Raw genomic sequence first — 19,930 nt, forward strand, 5'->3', positions numbered from 1 at the left:
AAGGACGGAGACAATGACCATCAATCTGCAGAAGCCGGACATCACCGAGCTTAAGCCGCGCATCACCGTGTTCGGTGTCGGCGGCGGCGGCGGCAATGCCGTCAACAACATGATCACCGCCGGTCTGCGCGGTGTCGAGTTCGTGGTGGCCAACACCGACGCGCAGGCGCTGACCATGTCGAAGGCGGGCCGCCTGATCCAGCTCGGCGCGCATGTCACCGAAGGCCTTGGCGCCGGCTCGCAGCCGGAAGTCGGCCGTGCGGCGGCGGAAGAGTGCATCGATGAAATCCTCGATCACCTGACCAACACCCATATGTGCTTCGTCACCGCCGGCATGGGCGGCGGCACCGGCACCGGTGCTGCTCCCGTCGTTGCCCGCGCGGCGCGCGAAAAGGGCATCCTCACCGTCGGCGTCGTCACCAAGCCGTTCCACTTCGAAGGCCAGCGCCGCATGAAGACCGCGGATTTCGGCATCGAGGAATTGCAGAAATGCGTCGATACGCTGATCGTCATCCCCAACCAGAACCTGTTCCGGCTGGCCAATGACAAGACCACCTTCGCCGACGCCTTCGCCATGGCCGACCAGGTGCTCTATTCCGGTGTAGCCTGCATCACCGACCTGATGGTCAAGGAAGGCCTGATCAATCTCGACTTCGCCGACGTCCGTTCCGTGATGCGCGAGATGGGCAAAGCGATGATGGGCACCGGCGAGGCTTCCGGCGAGGGCCGCGCGATGGCCGCCGCCGAAGCGGCGATCGCCAACCCGCTGCTCGACGAGACCTCGATGAAGGGGGCCAAGGGCCTGCTGATCTCGATCACCGGCGGCCGCGACCTGACGCTGTTCGAAGTCGACGAAGCCGCGACCCGTATCCGCGAGGAAGTCGACCAGGACGCCAACATCATCCTGGGCGCCACCTTCGACGAGGAACTCGAAGGCGTCATTCGCGTCTCGGTAGTTGCCACCGGCATCGACAAGTCGGCGGCTGAAATCGCCGCCGCGCCGATCTCGATCCGCACGGCGCCTCCGAAGCCGGCCAACCGCCCGGCGGCTCAGATCGCGGAGGTTCGTCCGGCGCCTGTCCAGCAGGCGGCATACGAGCCACGCGCTGTCGACCCGGTCGCGGAAGCCATCCATCTGGCCGAAGCTAATGCCGCGGCCATGGCGCAGGCGCGCCCGGCCCCGGTCGCCCACGCTGAAGATTTCCGCCCGCAGAGCAAGATCTTCCAGGCACCGCCCGCCCAGCCGATGCCGCAGCCGGTGGTCCAGCAGATGCAGCCGGCCCCGCAGCCGCGCGAGATGCTGCGCGAAGCCCCGCAGCCGGTTGCGATGGCGCCGCAGCGTATGCCGCGCGTCGAGGACTTTCCGCCGGTCGTCAAGGCCGAGGTGGATGCCAAGAGCCGCCCGGTCGATCACGAGAACAACAGCGGACCGATGGGCCTGCTGAAGCGCCTGACCAATGGCCTGACCCGTCGCGAGGAGGAACCCGCACGACTGCAGCCGGCGCAGCCGCGCGAGCCCAAGCTGCGCCAGGCAGCGCCCGAAGTACGCCGTCTTGCCAGTCAGGATGCGCAGCTGTATGCGCCGCGCCGTGGCCAGCTCGATGATCAGGGCCGCCTGACGCCGCAGGTGAGGACGACTCAGGAAGACGATCAGCTGGAGATTCCGGCGTTCCTGCGCCGCCAGGCCAACTGATTGGTAAACGGACTGTAACATTTGTTAACAGGTAAGCGAGGAATCGCTTGCCTGTTAACGTTTTAAATGATGGGATTTCAATGACTTACCAATTCGCACTCATTCCATTTCGCGGTTACACAGAGTAAGAAACCGTGATTTGGAGTCTCCCTGACGGGACATTATCTTCGCTGCCTACCATCATCGGTTTGCCGGGATTTCGGGGGAAGTCGCCCTGCCAGCCGATTCACACAAGAGCCGCGCCCTCGGGCTGGAGAAGCGGACCTAGGCATTACGGGCTTATGGGGATTGTCTTGCACGACTATCAGACGACATTGAAGACGCGCGCGTCGCTTACCGGCACCGGCGTCCACAGCGGCAAGGAAGTGTCCATCAGCTTCGTGCCCGCGGATGCCGACACCGGCATCGTTTTCCAGCTTTTCAACGGTGCGGAGCAGGGCCGCGAGTTTCGTGCCCTGGTCTCGGAAGTCGGCGCTACCGACCTGTGCACCATGCTTGGTGATCCCGCTGGCGAGCACATCGCCACGGTCGAGCACATCATGGCGGCGCTGTTTGGGCTCGGCATCGACAATGTCGCCATTGAGATCGATGGTTCCGAGGTTCCTATCTTCGATGGCAGCGCCATGGCGTTCGTCGAAGCCATCGACCAGGCGGGTATCGAGACGCTCTCGGTCAAGCGGCGCTATATCAGGGTCATCAAGCCGGTCCGTATCGAGAACGGCGCCTCGTGGGCGGAGTTTCGCCCCTATGACGGGACCCGTTTCGAGATCGAGATCGACTTCGAAAGTCCGGCGATCGGCCGTCAGCTGTTTGCCTCCGACCTCAATGCCGATATTTTCCGTCGCGACATCGCGCGCGCCCGCACCTTCGGCTTCATGAAGGATGTCGAGCGGCTGTGGGCTGCAGGCTATGCGCTCGGCTCCTCGCTGGAGAACTCGCTGGTCATCGGCGACGACAACCGCGTCATCAATATGGGCGGCCTGCGCTATCCCAACGAATTCGTGCGCCATAAAACGCTGGACGCCATGGGCGACCTGGCGCTGGCCGGCGCCCGCTTCATCGGCTGCTTCCGCTCCTATCGCGGCGGCCACAGGATGAATGCCGCGGCCCTGCGCCGTCTGCTCTCGGACCGCACGGCATTCGAAATCGTCGAGACGACACGCCGCGAGCGTGGCCGCAGCGCCGAGATGAACGCCGTCAATGCGCCACTCTACGCGCCCTGGATGATCTGATTTCCCGGGTTTTTCGGGTTCCATGGGCGATAGCGCATGTGGCAGGAATGCACCACTCGCCAGTGAAATTGCATTGACGTCCAAGCTGCGTCCGGCCGCCACAAAAATGTGCGATTGGCCGGAGATAGCGTTGTCGGGCAAGGCGGTTATGGTTTATGGCTGCTGCCGTCGATTAATGCATGTCGTTCAAAAGTGGGGACCAGTTTTGAAACAATGGCATGCAACTGGCATTGAAATGGCGCCGAAAGGGCGAGATCCAATCATGTTCTTCAAGCGAGTTGGTCAATTGAAAGCACCGCAGAGGGCTGTTTTCCTGGCGCTTTCAGTAGTTGTTCCATCGCTCTTTCTGTCGGCCTGCATGTCGTCGGAGAAAGATATCGACCTGTCGACCTATGTCGACCAGACCGAGCCGGCCGATGTTCTCTACAATCAGGGCCTTGCCAATCTCAATGCCGGGCGCCTGCAGGAGGCGAGCAAGAAGTTCGACGCCGTCGACCGCCAGCATCCCTATTCAGAATGGGCCCGCAAATCGATGGTGATGGGCGCTTTCGCCGACTATCGCCAGGGCAATTACGATGAGGCGATCGGCTCGGCCAAGCGCTATCTCACGCTTTACCCGTCGACCGATGACGCCGCCTATGCGCAGTACATCATCGGCTTGAGCTACTACCGTCAGATCAAGGACGTGACGCAGGACCAGAAGGAAGCGCGTCAGACCGTCCAGACGATGCAGGATCTGGTCACGCGCTGGCCGACATCGGAATATGTCGACGACGCCAAGGAAAAGATCCGCTTCGCCAACGATCAGCTGGCCGGTAAGGAAATGCAGATCGGCCGCTACTATCTCGAGCGGCGTGAATACATCGCCGCCGTCAAGCGCTTCCGCACCGTGGTCGAGAACTATTCTAACACCCGCCATGTCGAGGAGGCGCTCGCCCGCCTGACCGAAAGCTATTACGCGATGGGTCTGACCTCGGAGGCGCAGACCGCCGCCGCCGTGCTCGGCACCAATTACCCTGACAGTTCATGGTACAAGGATTCATACAAGCTCTTGCAGAGCAATGGGCTTGCACCGCGCGAAAATGCCGGGTCGTGGATATCCAAGGCCGGAAAGATGATCACCGGCGCCTGATCCCAAGCAGACGTTGCAGGCTTCACCAACGCGCCGTCTGCCTGGTTTTGTTGCTTGTCGCGGGTTTTAGCCGCAAAACCGCACGACACTTTTGCGGAACCTGCCTGGAGCACTCGGATCGAAGCGTGCGCTTTTTCGGATTGATCCGGTGCTCAAACAAAAAGATAGTGCGGCGCTGCGACTCCAAACCGTCGCGTGCCGTTCTAGATTTGGGTTCTGATGCTTTCCAGACTGTCGATCCGCGATATCGTCCTGATCGAGAAGCTGGATATCGACTTCCAGCCGGGTCTTTCGGTGCTGACCGGCGAAACCGGTGCCGGAAAATCCATCCTGCTCGATGCCTTGTCGCTGGCGCTCGGAGCGCGCGGCGATGCTTCGCTGGTGCGCCATGGCGCGGCGCAGGGGCAGGTCATCGCCGTCTTCGACGTGCCGCGTAACCATCCGGCGCGTACGCTGCTTGCCGACAATGCGATCGAGGATGACGGCGACATCATCCTGCGCCGCCTGCAGACGGCGGACGGCCGCACCCGCGTCTTCGTCAACGATCAGCCTTCAAGCGTCACCCTGATGCGCGATGTCGGGCGCGCGCTGGTCGAGATCCACGGCCAGCATGACGAGCGCGCGCTGGTCGATCCCGGAGCGCACCGCGAGGTGCTCGACGCTTTCGGTGGCCATCTCGGCGCCGTCCGCTCGACCGGCGAGGCATGGCGGCACTGGCGCGCCTGCGAGCAGGAGCTGTCGCGACACCGCGCCAAGGTGGCGGCGGCGGCGCGCGAGGCTGATTATTTGCGCGCGGCGGTGGCGGAACTGACCAAGCTCGATCCGCAGCCGGGCGAGGAGACCGATCTCGCCGAACTGCGGGCGTCGATGATGCGAGCGGAGAAGATCGCTTCCGAAATCCATGATGCGCAGGATGTGCTATCCGGCCCGTCCTCGCCCTTGCCGCAACTGGCCAGCCTGCTGCGGCGGCTGCAGCGCAAGGTGACGGAGGCGCCCGGCCTGCTCGACGATGTCGTCAAATCGCTCGATGAGGCGATGCTGTCGCTCGACGCGGCGCAATCGGGCGTCGAGGCAGCATTGCGCGCCACCGAATATGATCCGCAACGGCTGGAGAAAGCGGAGGAGCGGCTGTTTTCGCTGCGCGCGGCCTCGCGCAAGCACAGCGTCGCCGTCGACGATTTGGCGCAGCTGCGCGACACGATGTCGGCCGATCTCGCCGATCTCGATGCCGGCGAGGAGCGCCTGCACGGGTTGGAAAAGCAGGCCACCGCCGCGCGCGAGACCTATGACATTGCCGCCGCGCAGCTGTCCTCGCTTCGCCATGCGGCGGCGGTCGGCCTGACCAAGGCGGTGATGGCGGAATTGCCGGCTCTGAAGCTCGAACGCGCCGCCTTTATCGTGGAAATGAAGAGCGAGGTCGAAAGCCGCATGGAAGAGGGGATCGATCAGATCGAATTCTGGGTGCGGACCAATCCAGGCACGCGGCCCGGGCCGATGATGAAAGTGGCCTCCGGCGGGGAGCTTTCGCGCTTCCTTCTGGCGCTGAAGGTGGCGCTGGCTGATCGCGGCTCGGCGCCGACGCTGGTGTTCGACGAAATCGACACCGGTGTGGGCGGCGCTGTCGCCGACGCTATCGGCCAGCGGCTGGCGCGGCTGTCGAAGCGGGTCCAGGTGCTGTCGGTGACGCATGCGCCACAGGTGGCGGCGCGCGCGGCGACGCATTTCCTGATCTCCAAATCCGGCACCACCGACCGTGTCGCCACAGGCATTGCCGAAATGGATCGGCCGGCGCGGCAGGAAGAGATCGCACGCATGCTGGCCGGCGCCACCATCACCGACGAGGCGCGCGCCGCCGCGGAGCGGCTGCTGCGTGAGAATACCACGGCGGCATAAGAACAACGGATGTCAGGGATCGAGTCAGGATATGGCTGCATCCCGCTGTTCAGGAATGCTTTTCCCAAAATCCTGATCTATTGTGGCGGAGCACCGTCCGGGGAAGGTAAGCATGGCTGAAAAACCTGTCGATTCGCTCAGTGAGAGCGAGGCCGAAGCCGAGCTGAAACGGCTGGCGGAAGAGATCGCCGAGCACGACCGGTGTTACCATACCGAAGATGCGCCTGTTATCACCGATGCGGAGTATGATGCGCTGGCGCGGCGCAACCTTGCCATCGAGGAGCGCTTTCCGGCGCTGGTGCGCGAGGATTCGCCATCGCTCAGGGTTGGTGCAGCACCCGCGGAAGGCTTTACCAAGGTGCGCCACGCCGTGCCGATGCTCAGCCTTGCCAAGGCCTATACCGATGATGACGTCACGGATTTCATCGAACGCGGGCGGCGGTTCTTCGATCGCGACAAGGAGCTCGACATCGCCTTCACCGCCGAACCGAAGATCGACGGGCTGTCGGCTTCGCTGCGCTACGAGAACGGTGTTTTCGTGCAGGGCGCAACGCGTGGCAATGGCGCCGTCGGCGAGGACATCACCGCCAATTTGAAGACGATTGCCGATATTCCAGCGAAGCTGAAAGGCTCCGGCTGGCCCGAAACCATCGAGATCCGCGGTGAGGTTTATATGACCTATGCGGAATTCGAGGCGCTGAAGCAGCGCTCGGCGGCGGCCGGCGGCCAGGACTACGTCAATCCGCGCAACACGGCAGCCGGGTCGCTGCGCCAGAAGGATCCGTCCGTCACCGCCAGCCGCAATCTCAAATTCTTCGCCTATGCCTGGGGTTACACGACGGCGGATCCCGCTCCGACCCAATATGATTCGGTGCAGAAATTCGCCGAGTGGGGTTTCAAGATCAGTCCGCTGATGGTGCGGGCGAAATCGGCCGAGGAGTTGATCGCGCATTATCATCGGATCGAGGAGCAGCGCTCGGCGCTCGGCTACGATATCGACGGTGTCGTCTACAAGGTCGACCAGCTGGAATTGCAACGCCGATGGGGCTTCGTCACCGGCGAACCGCGCTGGGCGGTCGCGCACAAATTCCCGGCCGAACAGGCGATGACGACCGTGCAGAAGATCGACATCCAGGTCGGTCGTACCGGTACGCTGGCGCCGGTTGCGCGGCTGGCGCCGGTCACTGTCGGCGGCGTCGTGGTCGAGAACGTCACGCTCCACAATGAGGACTACATCAAGGGCCTGGACAGCACCGGCGAGCCGATCCGAGATGGCATCGATGTACGCATCGGCGATACGGTCGTGATCCAGCGGGCAGGCGATGTCATTCCGCAGATCGTCAGCGTCGTCATCGACAAGCGGCCTGCTGATGCGGTGCCTTACGAGTTCCCTCACACTTGCCCGATCTGCGGCTCGCCGGCGACGCGCGAGATCAACGAAAAGACCGGCAAGGAAGATTCCCGCCGGCGCTGCACCGGCGAACTGAGCTGCCCGGCGCAGGCGGTGGAGGGATTGCGCCACTTCGTGTCACGCGGCGCCCTGGACATCGAAGGGCTCGGCGCGGAAAACATAGACACGTTCTTCAATGCGGGATTGATCAAGACCGCCGCCGATATCTTCACGCTCAGGGACCGCCGTCCGGCTGTCACCAGGGCGCTGGCCGAGCGCCGTGAGGAGCAGGCAAGGCAGCGCGAGGCCGCATCGGGCAAGACACGCAAGAATGTGCGCAGCGTCGCGGATCGCAACTATGAGGGCCTCGACAAGCTGTTCGCCGCCATCGATTCGCGCCGCGAGCCGGAGCTGGACCGCTTCATCTTCGCGCTCGGCATCCGCCATATCGGTGAAACGACGGCCGCCGTGCTTGCCCGCACCTTCTCGACCATCGAGGAGCTGATCCGCGTCGGCAAGGAGACAGCGGCAGCGGAGAATCCACATACGGTTTTCCCCTCGGTCAACGGCATCGGCGATACCGTGATCGATGCTTTGCGCGACTTCTTCGGCAATGAGCGCAATGACGACGTGCTTGACGCGTTGCTCCGCCAAGTCAAGCCGAAGCCATATATCGTCAACGTCTCGGCCGACAGCGAGGTCGCCGGCAAGACGGTCGTGTTCACGGGCTCGCTGGAGAAGATGACACGCTCCGAAGCCAAGGCGATGGCGGAGCGCCTCGGCGCCAAGGTCGCGGGCTCGGTTTCGGCGAAGACCGATCTTGTCGTGGCCGGGCCAGGTGCCGGCTCCAAGCTGAAGCTCGCCAGCGAACTCGGCATCGAGGTGATCGACGAGGATGCCTGGCTGGTGCGGATCGGCAAGGCATGACCGGACCGTTCAGCGGCTTCGGCCCCAAAGCCATTCCGTTCCTCAAGGCGCTGGATTTCCACCAGAGCCGCGAGTGGTTCCTGGAGAATCGCGACCTCTTCGAACAGGAGTTGCGCGATCCGCTCAGTGATCTCGTCGAGACGCTGACCGAGCGCTTCGCGGAGGCAGGTCTCGGCCTGCGCGGCGACCGCAAGAAGTCGCTGTTCCGGATCAATCGCGACGTGCGTTTCGCTAGGGACAAGCGGCCCTACAACAGGCATTTGTCGGCCATCCTATCGCCCGACGGCACCAAGATGGAGCAGGGCGTGTTCTACGTGCATATCGGGCTTGAGCGCTGCTTTGCCGACATCGCCTGGTGGCAGCCGGAGCCTGCGCTGCTGCTGGCGATGCGCAAAGCCGTCGCGACGAAGCCGGACAAGTTTCGCGCCCTGGTGGCGGCGTTGAAGAAGAACCGGCTTGAACTCGAGACCGAAGGCCGGATGAAGCGTACGCCACGCGGCTTCGAGGAAATCAGCGATCCCGATCTGGTCGCCGCCATCCGCCACCGGCATTTCTATGTCCAGCATGTCATCGATCCGGCCGGAATCCATACGGCTGATCTGGTCGACGAACTCGTCGATTTCACCTTGCGCGCCAAGCCGCTGCTCGACTGGGGCAGGGCGATTGAGGGCAAGATCCCGAAGGAATAAGCGTCTAACTCAGCCGATCCAGCGATCATTTCCGCTGATCGTTTGGCTCAAGCGAATTCGTGTGACACGGCAAGCCGCGCCACCTACATACCGCGCTTCCCTTGTTGTTGTGCATGTCGTTATCCCTGCTACGCACTTTTGGGCGACATGCATCAGGAGTGGTTGATGGCGACGGACGCAATTTCGGAGAGCAGCGAAAGAAGCGATTTCTGGCAGGGCGTGCGGCTGTCGATGCCTGTCGTGGTGGCGTCGGCGCCATTTGCGGTGCTGTTCGGTGCGCTCGCCGTCGACAACGGTTTCTCGGTCCTGGAAGCCTTCCTGATGAGCGCGCTGGTCTATGGCGGCGCCAGCCAGATGGTCGGCATCCAGCTGTTCGGCCAGCATGTGGCGCCGTGGCTGATCGTGCTGTCGATCTTCGCCGTCAATTTCCGCCACGTGCTCTATTCCGCAGGCATCGGCCGGCGCATCGCGCACTGGCCTGTCATCCAGCAGGCACTTGGTTATTTCATCCTCACCGATCCGCAATTCGCGGTAGCCGAAGCGCGGGCGCAATCGGGCCAGACGGTCGGCTTTGCCTGGTATCTGGGACTTGGCCTGCCGGTCTATCTGTTCTGGATCGTCGAAAGCGCGCTTGGCGCGCTGTTCGGCAAGCTGATCCCCGACACGCATGCGCTGGGCATCGATTTCCTGCTGCCGATCTATTTCCTCGGTCTCGTGCTGGGCTTCCGCAAGCGGCCGCTGTGGCTGCCGGTGGTCGTCGCCAGCGCCGCCGCCTCGATCATCGCCTACAAGACGGTGGGCTCGCCTTGGCATGTCTCGATCGGCGCTGTTGCCGGCGTGCTGCTGGCGGTCATCCTGCCTCCCCATCACAGCGGCGTAAAGGCACGGCCATGAGCACGACCTTCTGGATCATCATCGCCGGTGCGATCGCGACCTATCTGACGCGCATCGGTGGGCATCTGGTCATCTCCCGCTTCGACACCATCCACCCGCGCGTTGAGGCCGGCCTCAATGCCGTGCCGGCCGCGGTGCTGACGACGCTGGTGGCGCCGGAACTGTTGAATGCCGGGCCGGCGGAATGGGCCGCACTGGTGGTCACCGCGGTCGTCTCGCTGCGCGGTGGGTTGATGGCGATGTTTCTGGCGGGTGCGGCGATGTTGATCGTGGCGCGGCAGTTCGTCGGGTAGGGCGTATCGATATTCAGGTGATGACGGCCTGCAAACGGCGGCTTCCTGCGCTTCCGGTGCTCACGTACCCAAAAGTACGCTCCGCTCCGGTTCTCGGAACCCATCGTTTTCGGCTCGTCCTGACCTGAATCTCGACACGCCCTCGGCGCCTCAGAAAATCAAATCTTCGCGTCGTGCGGCAGCGGCGCTGTCGCCTTCTCCAGCCAGGCCAGCGTTTCGCCGTCGAGCATCGGGCCGATCTCGGTCAGCACGCGCGCATGGTACGTGTCCAGCCAGTGCAACTCGTCGCGCGTCAGGAGGTCCGACTGCACCAGTCTTGTGTCGATCGGCGCCAGCGTCAGCGTCTCGAAGCCGTGCATGGCGATATCGCCGCCCTCGATCTCTTGCGCCGACGTCACCAGGATCAGGTTCTCGATGCGGATGCCGTAGGCGCCTTCCTTGTAGTAGCCCGGCTCGTTGGACAGCATCATGCCTTCGAGCAGCTTTTCGGTGCCGGTGCGGGCGATACGCTGCGGCCCTTCATGCACGGCCAGATACGAGCCGACGCCATGGCCGGTGCCGTGGGCGAAGTCGCAACCGTGCTTCCACAGCGCCATGCGCGCGACGGCATCGATCTCGGAGCCGCGCGTGCCGGCGGGAAAGCGCAAGGTGGAAATGCCGATCATGCCTTTCAGCACCAGGGTGAAGCGTTCGCGCATCTCCTGCGTCGGCTGGGCGATCGGCACGGTGCGCGTGATGTCGGTGGTGCCGTCCTGATACTGCGCACCGGAATCGAGCAGGAACAGCTCGCCGGCCTGCAGCTTACGGCTGGTGGCGCGCGACACGCGGTAATGCATGATGGCACCGTTCGGGCCGGCGCCCGAAATGGTGTCGAAGGAGACATCGCGCAACGGCATCTGGGTCTCTTCGCCGGTCTGCCGGCGCTGTTCCTCCAGCCGGGTGACCACCGATATCTCGTCGAGCGATCCGGGTTTTTGCCGCTCCAGCCAGCACAGAAGCTTCGCCACGGCGGCACCGTCACGCCGATGCGCGGCGCGCGAGCCGTTGATTTCGGCCTGGTTCTTGGTGGCGCGCGGGATGCGGGCGGGGTCGGCTGCGGCGATCACGGTGCCGCCATTGGCCTCGACCAGCATGCGCAGCCTGTCGGCCGCCAGCACCGGATCGAGCGCGATTTTCGCGCCACTCTTGGCAAGTGCCGCAATCGCCGCTTCGAATTCGCCGGGCTCATGCGGCTCGGCGAGCTGGGTGAGGTAGGCCGCGACCTGGCGCGAGAACTTGCGCTTATCCATGAAAAGCTGGTGCGACCCATCGGCGGCGAGGATGGCGAAGCCGAGCGCCAGCGGCGTGTGCGGCACGTCGCCGCCACGGATGTTTAAGGCCCAGGCGATGGAGGAGGGGTCGGTCAGCACCGCATGGGTGGCACCATCCTTGGCGATTGCCGCCGCCAGCCGCGCCAGCTTGTCCTTGGCAAGCTCGCCGGCAAAGCCGATCGGGTGAAGCTCGACGGGTGCCACCGGCGCCTCGGGCTGATCCTTCCAGATGATGTCGATCGGGTTCTTGTCGAGCGGCACCAGCACCGCGCCTGATTTGTCGGCCGAGGCCTGCAGCGCCTTGACCTCGCTGATCGTGTGCAGCCATGGATCGAAGCCGAGCCGTGCGCCCTTGCCAAGATTGTCTTTCAGCCAGACGGCCGGGGGATTGTCGACCAGGCTTTCGATCGAAAAGACGTCGAGATCGACCTCGCTGCGCACCTGCAGCGTGTAGCGCCCGTCGACAAAGACGAAGGCGCGGTCGCGCAGGACGATGGCGACACCGGCCGAGCCGCTGAAGCCGGTCAGCCATTTCAGCCGCGCCGAGCGGTCGGCGACATATTCGCCCTGATGCTCGTCGGCACGCGGCACGATGAAGCCGTCCAGCCCGTTGGCTTCAAGCCATTGGCGCAGCAGCGCCAGGCGTGGCTTGCCGACGGCCGGGTCGCCGGCGGAATCGAAGGTCTGGAACATTGTGGGCCTCCTGCGGTCAGCGCAACCGTAGCGTACGGTCGCGGAAATCGGAATCGATTTCCGGCTGGGCGCAACCTGCTACAGCATCGCTTGGCTGACAATCGGCGGAACTTGGTCCAAGCTCGGTCGTTGCCGGCCTGCATGCCTCAATGCTTCAGATGGATCGTCACCCAGCCTTCGCGGTGCAAGGTGCGCACGTGGCGAAAATTCTGGCCGACATAGGCCGATATGACGGCGTCGCGCTGACGCTCGAGGATGCCTGACAGCACGACCGAGCCGCCAAGTGCGATGTGACCAGCCATTTGCGGCGCCAGCCGCATCAGCGGCCGCGCCAATATGTTGGCGACGATCAGATCGAAGGGCGCGCGCTTGCCGAAGATCGGATGGTGAAAGCCAGGCGCGGTTGCTGTTTCCACCAGTGCCTTGACGTGGTTGAGCCGCGCATTGGCGGCAGCCACCCGCACCGCCACCGGATCGATGTCGGTGGCCAGCACAGGAATATGCGCCAGCTTGGCGACGGCGATCGCCAGCACCGCGCTGCCGGTGCCGAGGTCGAGCGCATTGCGCGGATGCTCGCGCCGCACCACTTTCTCCAGCATTTCCAGGCAGCCGGCTGTGGTGCCGTGGTGACCGGTGCCGAAGGCGAGGCCGGCCTCGATCTCGATGGCCAGTTCACCGCTGTGGCGCTTGCGGCGGTCATGCGCGCCGTGGACGAAGAAACGGCCGGCACGCACCGGCTTCAGCTCTTCCAGCGAATGCGCCACCCAGTCGATGTCGGGCAGGGCCTCGCGCTTGATCGGCTTCGATAGGGAAAGGCCGGCAAGGATCTCGTTCAAGCGGGTCTCGACCGCATCGACGTCGCCATCGGCATAGAGCGACACTTCGTGGATGTCCTTGTCCTCGTCGACCTCCAGGACGGCGATCGGCAGCCCCTCTTCCTCGAAGGCTGCCTCAAGCGCCGCGAAAATGCTGACGGACTCGATCTTTCCGGTGGTGAAGTAAAGGCGCGTCTGGGTCATGAAAAGGTAATCAGCCTTTCGCCGCCAGCCGCTTCAGCTTGGCGATGGCCGTATCGGCGCTTTCGCCGTAGGCGATGGTGCCGGCAAAGTCGCCATTGGCGTTGAGCAGCAGCACCGAGGCGGTGTGGTCCATCGTGTAGTCGCCGTCGCCGGTGTCGACCTTCTTCCAGTAGATGCCGAACGACTTGGCCATGGCATGGACCTTGTCCGGAGCGCCCGTGATGCCGACGATACGGTCGGAGAAATTGCTGACATAGGCGTTCATCACTTCCGGCGTGTCGCGCTCGGGATCGACCGAGACGAAATAGGCGTGCAGGTTCTTGCCGTCGTCGCCGAGCGTCTTCAGCCAGCCGGCCAGTTCGAACAGCGTGGTCGGGCAGACCTCGGGGCAATGGGTGAAGCCGAAGAAGACGACGCTGGGCTGCCCCCTGAAGGCGGCTTCGGTGATCGGCGTGCCTTTCTGGTCGACCAGGGTGAAGGCGGCCCCGAACGGTTCGCCGCCATAGTGGCCGCGGTACCAGTCGAAGGTCAGCCAGCCGATGCCGGCCGCCATCAGGACGAGAATGCCGACCAGGATAGAACGCATCATCATCAAAAGTCCGTCTGCAGAAATCGCCGCGCCGGCTCAATGCCGCGCCTGTGCGACAGTCTTAGCGGTTCGGCCTCGCACAGGCAAAGTGCCGCGTTGCCGCAACCGCGGCGGTGTCGACCTATCTGCTTGCAAAGCCGGGCTGCTCGCCCCACCTGTGACCGGCAACTCGAACCGCAGGAGGCTAGTTTGCGACGACTGGTTGGGCACGGACTGATTGGGCGAAAACTGATCGGCGGCGCATTGGCCGCGTGCGTTGTCCTTGGCGCCGGTGCCGCGGTCGCCGAGGAAGTCGGCAAGATCGGCGTCGACTGGCTCGGCAACGACATCATCGTCGAAGCGATCAAGGATCCGAAAGTGGAGGGCGTGACCTGCCATGTCTCCTATTTCGATCGCGGCATCATCGATCGCCTGCACAAGGGCAACTGGTTCGAGGATCCGTCCGATTCCTCGATCTCATGCCGCCAGACCGGTCCGATCACCATCGGTGACATCGACATGAGAGAGGGCGGCGAGGAAGTGTTCAAGCAAGGCATCAGCCTGATCTGGAAGAAGCAGGTGGTGAACCGCATCTACGACAAGGCCAACGAGACGCTGATCTATCTCTCGCATTCGCGCCAGGTGCAGAACGGCTCGGCCAAAATGTCGGTCACCACCGTGCCGCTCTACGGTCAGAACGTGGTGTGGAGCAAAGGCAAGCCGTAACAGGCTGCCGACCTTCGGACGATTGGTCCCGCTTGCGGGACCAATCGCTCGGGGGTAAAGCCGCCGGCATGGACCGTTCCGAAAACCTCGTCCCGAAAGACCCCGAGCCACGCATCCATCCGACCGCGGAGCTGAAGGCGTGCAAGCTCGGCCGCTATGCCTCGATCGGCGAGCGAGTGGTGCTGCGCGAGGTGAATGTCGGCGACTTCTCTTATTTTGAACGCCATTCGGAAGCGATCTACACGACGATCGGCAAATTCTGCTCGATCGCCGCCAACAGCCGCATCAATGCGCTGGAGCATCCCATAGAGCGGCTGACCCAGCACAAGCTCAGCTACCGGCCGAACGAGTATTTTCGTTGGCTGGGCGTCGATGCCGCCTTCCGCGAGCGGCGGCAAGCGAAAGCGGTGACCATCGGCCATGATGTCTGGATCGGCCACGGCGCGGTGATCATGCCTGGGGTCGCCATCGGCAACGGTGCCGTCATCGGCGCCAACGCCGTGGTGACGCGTGACGTGCCGTCCTATGCGATCGTCGCCGGCGTGCCGGCGAAGGCACTCCGGCCACGCTTCGCTCCGGATATGGCGGCGCGGATCGAAGCTCTCGCCTGGTGGGACTGGCCGGTCGAAAAGCTCGCCAGAGCGGTTCCCGACATGCAGGCAATGCCGATCGAAGCGTTCCTCGACCGCTGGGAAAACGACGCCGTCTGACCAGTTCAAGTGCGTAGCGTTGAGACGGAGTCGGGCGACGCGCTTCAAGGCCCGCCGGACTGAAACCCCTTCCGCCATGCGGGGGTGGCGCAGCGGAAGGGGCTGGAGTTAAACCGCTGTGAAGCGGAAGGAACAGGCACTCTCGCCTGCAGGGTCATTGTGACATTGAACCCATAAGGCGTGTTTTCCAGGCTATTCTCCCTATGCGTGTAGGCAATTGTACCTGAGGTATTTGCTTGCATCGGGAACCTGAAACGGTCGCTGATTGTTCTCATCGCGCCGCAGCGTTGAGGATTTCGATAGATGGAAAAGCATTTCACCAAGGTCGCCAACTGGGTCGCCCGCATAGCCGGCCTGCCGCCGACATTCGCCCTCTGTTGCCTGATCGTCATCGTCTGGGCGGTGAGCGGTCCGTTCTTCGGCTTTTCGGACACCTGGCAGCTCGTCATCAACACGGGCACGACCATCATCACCTTCCTGATGGTCTTCCTGATCCAGAACACTCAGAACCGCGACGGCGCGGCGATCCAGGCCAAGCTCGACGAACTGATCCGGGTCGGCAAGGGCCACAACCACTTCATCGGCATCGAGCATCTGACCGAATCCGAAGTCGAGGAAATCCGCGCCAAATGCGAGCGTGCTGCAAAGCGGCATGACGAACAGATCGCCGACATGGCGGCGAAGAAGGTTGTGGCGAAAAAGCGCGGGTCGAAAAAGCAGGCGGCCTGAAAATCAGCCCTTCATGAACGCCGCGAAACTGTCCTTGTGGTCCGGATGCCAGCGCGACAGGGCTGGGCGGTTCTCAATGATATCGCCGATCGCCCAGGCCATGCGCTTTTCATCCAGCGGGCGGGCCGCCTCATTGTCCGGGCACAGGATGTAGAAATCGCCTCTGGTCAGGGATTCCAGCATGAAATCCACAACCTGTTCGCCGGTCCAGGCGCCGGCCGGTTTTTCCGTCGCGCCCTCGGTCAGGCTGGTAAAGGTGAAGCCGGGGATCAGCAGATGGGCAGCGACATGGGCGCCGGGTTCGTTGCGTAACGCATGCGCCAGGCCCTCGGTGAAGGTTTTCACCCCTGCCTTGGAGACATTGTAGGCAAGATTGCCGGGCGGCGTGGTGATGCCTTGCTTGGAGCCGGTGTTGACGATCAGACCCGGCCCGGCCGAGGCCAGCATGCGCGGCGCGAAGGCCTCCACGCCATGCACGACGCCCCAGAAATTGATGTCCAGCAGCCGTTTCCAGGCGTCGCGGTTTTCCCATGGCTTTCCGGGATTGTCGCCGACGCCGGCATTGTTCATCAGCAGCGACACGCCGTCGAAGGCGCCGAACGCCCTCTCGGCGAGGCGGTCCACCTCATCCGCCTTCGAAACGTCGGCGGCGACGGCAAGCACGGCATCGTCGCCGGCAATCGCAGAAACGGCGCGCGAGGCGTCGTCAAGCCGCGCGCCGCCAATGTCGGCCAGCACGATCTTCATGCCCATCAGTGCAAGCCGCTTGGCGGCCGCCAGACCGATGCCGCTGGCGGCGCCGGTGATCACGGCGGCATTGCCTGGGGCAAGCGCGGGCAGGGCGGTCTGGATCTCGGCGTCGGTGATCATGAGCGATGGGTTCCTTGTTCGATGCGCCGAACTTAGCGCCGGAACCGGTCGGTGCAAGCCTCTGCTCGCCTTGTCGGGTTGACCAGTTCGGTCGAGGCTGCGCATGTTGCCCTTTGCCTCCGCAAAAGAGATTTTGCCCTGGGGACAAAACAAACTTTAGCCCTGGGGACAAACGGAGATTTCCTGATTGACGGACTGGGTTGCAATCCTGAAAGAACAGACCGCCATTGGCGACCAGATGGGCCGCGAGGTGCCGCAGATGCTGGCCAATCCCGACATCAGCGAAACGCAGGTGAAGACGCTCTTTTCCGCCCTGGAGAAACAAGCCGAGTTCGTCGAGAAGCTGCGCATGGCGCTGGAAAAGTTCGGCCATGATTTCTCGATCATCAAGGCCGCGGAACGGCTGGAGGAGCGCTATGCCGACCTTGCCGCATCGGTGGCGGAAAAACTGAAAGCGATGCGCAAGTAGCGCAACTCTGGGAAAGACGTGCAACGCTTTGCCTTGAAAATGCGTGAAGACAGCTACTTTTCAATCACCCGCGCAAAGCGCGTATCCGGTACGAGCCATATCATCGCGACCAGCACATAGAGCGCGACGCCGATCCACTGGCTGACGAAGGTCAGCACGACGGCTGCGATGTAGACAGCCAGGGAGAGCTTCCCCTTGCGGTCAGTACCCAGCGCCTTGGCAAAAGCGGTATCATTGCCGTGCAGGCGATGCAGCGCGGCGGCGAGTATGGTGTAGGCGATGGCGCATAGCGCGAGGTCGGTGCCATAGACCGCGACCGGCACCGGCGCAAAGTGGTTCTCGCCCATGAAGGCTGTGGTCACCGGCATCAGCGACAGCCAGAACAGCAGATTGAGGTTGGCCCACAGCACGCGCCCGTCGACCCGCTGCACGGCGTGGAACATGTTGTGCAGGTTGTTCCAGTAGATGCCGACATTGATGAAGGACAGCACGTAGCAGAAGAAGATCGGCCACAACGGCACCAGGGCGGAGAAGTCCTCGCCATGCGGCACTTTCAACTCAAGCACCATGATGGTGATGATGATGGCCACGACACCATCGGTGAATGCCTCGACCCTGCCTTTGCCCATGGATCCCACCTTTGCCCGCGATGAATTGTCGAAAGAGAGAGTAAACGCTAGCGGATGTTGGGGAGCCAATAAATGGCAACCGGGGAATTCCTCAACCATGTCCAAGGAAAATCCGGCATCAGTCCCGCTGGTCAGGACGATTACGGCCGCCCACCGTTGACTTTTCTTGGCTTGGCCGCTCCTCTTGCAGGGCAGTCTTGGCCGAAGCAGATGTACGGCTGGGATTCGAATGGAGGGGACTGATGAGATTTCGTTTTCTGCTTGTGGTCGCGACCATCCTGGCCGCGGTCTTCGGGACGTCGGCCGCGGCCTTCGCCTACAGCGCCCACACCTCGACCAACCTCAACGTCCGCAGCGGGCCGGGAGCGGGATACGCCAGGGTCGGAACGCTGCCCGCCGGCTTCAGGGTCAATGTCACCGGCTGCCAGCCGGGCTGGTGTAGAATCCACGGCGGCGGCGTGAGCGGCTGGGCCAGCGCCGGTTATCTCGAACGCTCCCAGATCGTTCGCCCGCCGATCATCATCGTGCGCCCGCCGCATCGGCCGCACTGGCAGCACAGGCCGCACCGTCCTCCGCACCATCGCCCGCCGCACAAGCCGCGCCCCGGCAAGTGCAAGATCGCGCCCGGCTTCCCCTGCAGGTGAGGCCGACCGGTTGAGCGATAGATGACGGATCGGAGCCGCTGGCCCCGATCCGAGCCTGTTCAGCCGGCAGATATCCCGCTCAAGCAATGTCCACGGTGCTGTCAGGAGCCTCCCTGTCGGCTGGAACGTCGTGGATGAAACCGCGTTAAATCCTCGATCCCCGAAATTGGTGACGAGGTTGGCCATGGCCATTCGCAATTTTGCGCATACGCACGAAGGAGTAGGTGGCGACGCTCTTGCAATCCCCACCGTCGCCGCGATGATTGCGGTGCTGTTTGCCGGCAGCACGGTGCTGACGCCGCTCTATATCGTGTACAAGCAGCAATTCGGCTTTTCACAAATCACCCTGACGCTGATCTACGCCGTGTATGTCGTCGGCAATCTGGCGGCATTGGTGATGTTCGGCGGGGTGTCCGATGTCGTCGGGCGCCGGCCCGCGAGCCTGGCGGCGATGCTTGTCGCCATCGTCAGTGCGCTTGTCTTCCTGTTTGCCGGAAACGTCGTCTCGCTCGACGTCGCCCGCATCCTGAGCGGGCTTGGCATCGGCGTCGGCGCGGGGACCGGAACTGCGTGGATTGCCGAGCTTCTTCCCGGCGCGGACAAGTCGCGCGCCAGTGTGATCGCCACCAGCACCAATTTCCTCGGCCTCGGCTTCGGCGCACTGATTTCGGGACTTCTGGCTGAATATGAGCCATGGCCGTTGCGGCTGATCTTCATCGTCTATCTGGCAGCACTTTTGGTGGTAACGATCCTGGTCTGGCGCACTCGCGAAACGGTGGCGAAGCCGGGCGGCCTGCGGCGGCTTTCCTTGCGGCCGCAACTTTCCGTCCCGGAGGAAATCCGTGCGCGCTTCGTCGCGCCGGCGGTGACCGGCTTCGGCGCGATGGCGCTGGTCGGGTTCTACGCCGCGTTGGCGCCGAGCATCCTGGCGCAGCAGCTGCATGTGACCAACCACGCCGTCGCCGGCGCGCTGTTCTTCGAACTGGCGATCGTCACCGCGATCAGCATTGTCGTTCTGATGCACATGAAGAGCAACAAAGCGATGCTGGCTGCGCTGGCATTGATGATCCCAAGCGTCTCGTTGGTGGTGGCGGCGCAGACACTGGCCTCGATGGCACTGATGGTTGCTGCGACGGCCTGTTGCGGCGTTGCGGCGGCGCTTGGTTACCGTGGCGGGCTGCAAGTGGTGAACGAGATCGCGCCAAAGGCTCGTCGCGCCGAAGTGGTGTCCAGCTTCTTCATCTGCTGCTTTGTCGGCAACGCCTTGCCCGTCATCGGCATCGGCATCGTTTCGACCTATGCCAGTCCTATCACTGCCAGCCTGGCATTCGCCGGCGTGATCGTGGCGTTTGCGTTGGTGGCACCGGCTTTTGAGCTGAAACAACACGGGCGTTGAGCCCTGGAGCTGTCCAGCGGAACC

At 63.3% G+C, this 19,930-nt stretch carries 19 protein-coding genes; 14 read left to right on the top strand and 5 right to left on the bottom strand.

The features are described 5' to 3' along the window. Window positions 1-13: 13 nt before the first annotated feature. From ftsZ to NKI66_RS25350, 8 genes are all read left to right on the top strand, one after another. Window positions 14-1,693 (top strand): cell division protein FtsZ, encoded by a 1,680-nt coding sequence (gene ftsZ / locus NKI66_RS25315; RefSeq protein ID WP_352674473.1) that lies wholly within the window; start codon window positions 14-16, stop codon window positions 1,691-1,693. Between the two features lie 281 nt (window positions 1,694-1,974). After that, a complete protein-coding gene (lpxC, locus tag NKI66_RS25320) occupies window positions 1,975-2,925 on the top strand; it encodes a UDP-3-O-acyl-N-acetylglucosamine deacetylase (RefSeq protein WP_352674471.1) in 951 nt (316 codons plus the stop codon). 262 nt (window positions 2,926-3,187) lie between these two features. Next, a complete protein-coding gene (locus NKI66_RS25325; protein WP_023813133.1) occupies window positions 3,188-4,057 on the top strand; it encodes an outer membrane protein assembly factor BamD in 870 nt (289 codons plus the stop codon). Window positions 4,058-4,276: 219 nt separating this feature from the next. Then, window positions 4,277-5,950, top strand: a complete 1,674-nt coding sequence (gene recN, locus NKI66_RS25330) for a DNA repair protein RecN (protein WP_128303499.1) — start codon at window positions 4,277-4,279, stop codon at window positions 5,948-5,950. A gap of 112 nt (window positions 5,951-6,062) precedes the next feature. Continuing rightward, window positions 6,063-8,267: an NAD-dependent DNA ligase LigA gene (gene ligA, locus NKI66_RS25335; RefSeq protein ID WP_352753392.1), complete on the top strand. Its 2,205-nt coding sequence runs from the start codon at window positions 6,063-6,065 to the stop codon at window positions 8,265-8,267. Further along, on the top strand, window positions 8,264-8,956 hold the full coding sequence (locus NKI66_RS25340; RefSeq protein ID WP_128303501.1) for a DUF2461 domain-containing protein: 693 nt from the start codon (window positions 8,264-8,266) through the stop codon (window positions 8,954-8,956). Before ligA ends, NKI66_RS25340 begins: the two co-directional genes overlap by 4 nt. A 165-nt stretch (window positions 8,957-9,121) precedes the next feature. Then, the gene (locus NKI66_RS25345) at window positions 9,122-9,850 is read left to right on the top strand and encodes an AzlC family ABC transporter permease (RefSeq protein ID WP_352753395.1); all 729 of its coding nucleotides are present in this window, start codon (window positions 9,122-9,124) and stop codon (window positions 9,848-9,850) included. Next, the gene (locus NKI66_RS25350; protein ID WP_023813129.1) at window positions 9,847-10,143 is read left to right on the top strand and encodes an AzlD family protein; all 297 of its coding nucleotides are present in this window, start codon (window positions 9,847-9,849) and stop codon (window positions 10,141-10,143) included. The genes NKI66_RS25345 and NKI66_RS25350 overlap by 4 nt, the downstream gene beginning before the upstream one ends. Window positions 10,144-10,301: 158 nt before the next feature. On the opposite strand, the gene NKI66_RS25355 is transcribed toward NKI66_RS25350, so the two are convergent. The 3 genes from NKI66_RS25355 to NKI66_RS25365 form a co-directional block, all read right to left on the bottom strand. Further along, window positions 10,302-12,146 (bottom strand): aminopeptidase P family protein, encoded by a 1,845-nt coding sequence (locus NKI66_RS25355; RefSeq protein ID WP_352753397.1) that lies wholly within the window; start codon window positions 12,144-12,146, stop codon window positions 10,302-10,304. A gap of 146 nt (window positions 12,147-12,292) precedes the next feature. Next, complete coding sequence (locus tag NKI66_RS25360; protein ID WP_352442246.1) at window positions 12,293-13,165, bottom strand: 50S ribosomal protein L11 methyltransferase; 873 nt, start codon at window positions 13,163-13,165, stop codon at window positions 12,293-12,295. A 10-nt stretch (window positions 13,166-13,175) separates the two neighbouring features. Further along, entirely contained in the window at window positions 13,176-13,754 is a 579-nt protein-coding gene (locus tag NKI66_RS25365) for an SCO family protein (RefSeq protein WP_128303538.1), read from the bottom strand. A 189-nt stretch (window positions 13,755-13,943) separates the two neighbouring features. On the opposite strand from NKI66_RS25365, the gene NKI66_RS25370 reads away from it, so the two are divergent. The 3 genes from NKI66_RS25370 to NKI66_RS25380 all read left to right on the top strand — a co-directional run bounded on the left by NKI66_RS25370 (window position 13,944) and on the right by NKI66_RS25380 (window position 15,898). Then, on the top strand, window positions 13,944-14,459 hold the full coding sequence (locus NKI66_RS25370) for a CreA family protein (protein ID WP_352442247.1): 516 nt from the start codon (window positions 13,944-13,946) through the stop codon (window positions 14,457-14,459). Window positions 14,460-14,527: 68 nt separating this feature from the next. Then, entirely contained in the window at window positions 14,528-15,169 is a 642-nt protein-coding gene (locus NKI66_RS25375; RefSeq protein ID WP_352753401.1) for a DapH/DapD/GlmU-related protein, read from the top strand. Window positions 15,170-15,472: 303 nt separating this feature from the next. After that, window positions 15,473-15,898: a low affinity iron permease family protein gene (locus NKI66_RS25380; protein ID WP_127320442.1), complete on the top strand. Its 426-nt coding sequence runs from the start codon at window positions 15,473-15,475 to the stop codon at window positions 15,896-15,898. Between the two features lie 3 nt (window positions 15,899-15,901). Here the strand turns inward: NKI66_RS25380 and NKI66_RS25385 are convergent, their stop codons facing one another. Beyond that, a complete protein-coding gene (locus NKI66_RS25385) occupies window positions 15,902-16,768 on the bottom strand; it encodes an SDR family NAD(P)-dependent oxidoreductase (protein ID WP_352753403.1) in 867 nt (288 codons plus the stop codon). A 187-nt stretch (window positions 16,769-16,955) separates the two neighbouring features. Here NKI66_RS25385 and NKI66_RS25390 point away from each other — a divergent pair, with 187 nt between their 5' ends. Further along, window positions 16,956-17,237, top strand: a complete 282-nt coding sequence (locus NKI66_RS25390; RefSeq protein ID WP_023813121.1) for a hypothetical protein — start codon at window positions 16,956-16,958, stop codon at window positions 17,235-17,237. 53 nt (window positions 17,238-17,290) lie between these two features. On the opposite strand, the gene NKI66_RS25395 is transcribed toward NKI66_RS25390, so the two are convergent. Further along, window positions 17,291-17,866: a TMEM175 family protein gene (locus tag NKI66_RS25395; RefSeq protein WP_127293041.1), complete on the bottom strand. Its 576-nt coding sequence runs from the start codon at window positions 17,864-17,866 to the stop codon at window positions 17,291-17,293. 242 nt (window positions 17,867-18,108) lie between these two features. On the opposite strand from NKI66_RS25395, the gene NKI66_RS25400 reads away from it, so the two are divergent. Together NKI66_RS25400 and NKI66_RS25405 are read left to right on the top strand one after the other, a co-directional pair. Beyond that, window positions 18,109-18,510 (top strand): SH3 domain-containing protein, encoded by a 402-nt coding sequence (locus NKI66_RS25400; RefSeq protein WP_023813119.1) that lies wholly within the window; start codon window positions 18,109-18,111, stop codon window positions 18,508-18,510. A gap of 184 nt (window positions 18,511-18,694) precedes the next feature. Continuing rightward, on the top strand, window positions 18,695-19,906 hold the full coding sequence (locus tag NKI66_RS25405; protein WP_352753405.1) for an MFS transporter: 1,212 nt from the start codon (window positions 18,695-18,697) through the stop codon (window positions 19,904-19,906). The last annotated feature ends 24 nt before the right edge of the window (window positions 19,907-19,930 follow it).

This window comes from Mesorhizobium sp. M0518 (genome assembly GCF_040321125.1).
In the GTDB taxonomy this organism is placed as follows: domain Bacteria; phylum Pseudomonadota; class Alphaproteobacteria; order Rhizobiales; family Rhizobiaceae; genus Mesorhizobium.

Coding starts and splice junctions, on each gene's coding strand:
- NKI66_RS25365 (WP_128303538.1), bottom strand. CDS start 13,754: ATGATGCGTTCTATCCTGGTCGGCATTCTCGTCCTGATGGCGGCCGGC.
- ftsZ (WP_352674473.1), top strand. CDS start 14: ATGACCATCAATCTGCAGAAGCCGGACATCACCGAGCTTAAGCCGCGC.
- NKI66_RS25355 (WP_352753397.1), bottom strand. CDS start 12,146: ATGTTCCAGACCTTCGATTCCGCCGGCGACCCGGCCGTCGGCAAGCCA.
- NKI66_RS25325 (WP_023813133.1), top strand. CDS start 3,188: ATGTTCTTCAAGCGAGTTGGTCAATTGAAAGCACCGCAGAGGGCTGTT.
- ligA (WP_352753392.1), top strand. CDS start 6,063: ATGGCTGAAAAACCTGTCGATTCGCTCAGTGAGAGCGAGGCCGAAGCC.
- NKI66_RS25405 (WP_352753405.1), top strand. CDS start 18,695: ATGGCCATTCGCAATTTTGCGCATACGCACGAAGGAGTAGGTGGCGAC.
- lpxC (WP_352674471.1), top strand. CDS start 1,975: ATGGGGATTGTCTTGCACGACTATCAGACGACATTGAAGACGCGCGCG.
- NKI66_RS25360 (WP_352442246.1), bottom strand. CDS start 13,165: ATGACCCAGACGCGCCTTTACTTCACCACCGGAAAGATCGAGTCCGTC.
- NKI66_RS25380 (WP_127320442.1), top strand. CDS start 15,473: ATGGAAAAGCATTTCACCAAGGTCGCCAACTGGGTCGCCCGCATAGCC.
- NKI66_RS25345 (WP_352753395.1), top strand. CDS start 9,122: ATGGCGACGGACGCAATTTCGGAGAGCAGCGAAAGAAGCGATTTCTGG.
- NKI66_RS25340 (WP_128303501.1), top strand. CDS start 8,264: ATGACCGGACCGTTCAGCGGCTTCGGCCCCAAAGCCATTCCGTTCCTC.
- recN (WP_128303499.1), top strand. CDS start 4,277: ATGCTTTCCAGACTGTCGATCCGCGATATCGTCCTGATCGAGAAGCTG.
- NKI66_RS25400 (WP_023813119.1), top strand. CDS start 18,109: ATGAGATTTCGTTTTCTGCTTGTGGTCGCGACCATCCTGGCCGCGGTC.
- NKI66_RS25350 (WP_023813129.1), top strand. CDS start 9,847: ATGAGCACGACCTTCTGGATCATCATCGCCGGTGCGATCGCGACCTAT.
- NKI66_RS25375 (WP_352753401.1), top strand. CDS start 14,528: ATGGACCGTTCCGAAAACCTCGTCCCGAAAGACCCCGAGCCACGCATC.
- NKI66_RS25385 (WP_352753403.1), bottom strand. CDS start 16,768: ATGATCACCGACGCCGAGATCCAGACCGCCCTGCCCGCGCTTGCCCCA.
- NKI66_RS25395 (WP_127293041.1), bottom strand. CDS start 17,866: ATGGGCAAAGGCAGGGTCGAGGCATTCACCGATGGTGTCGTGGCCATC.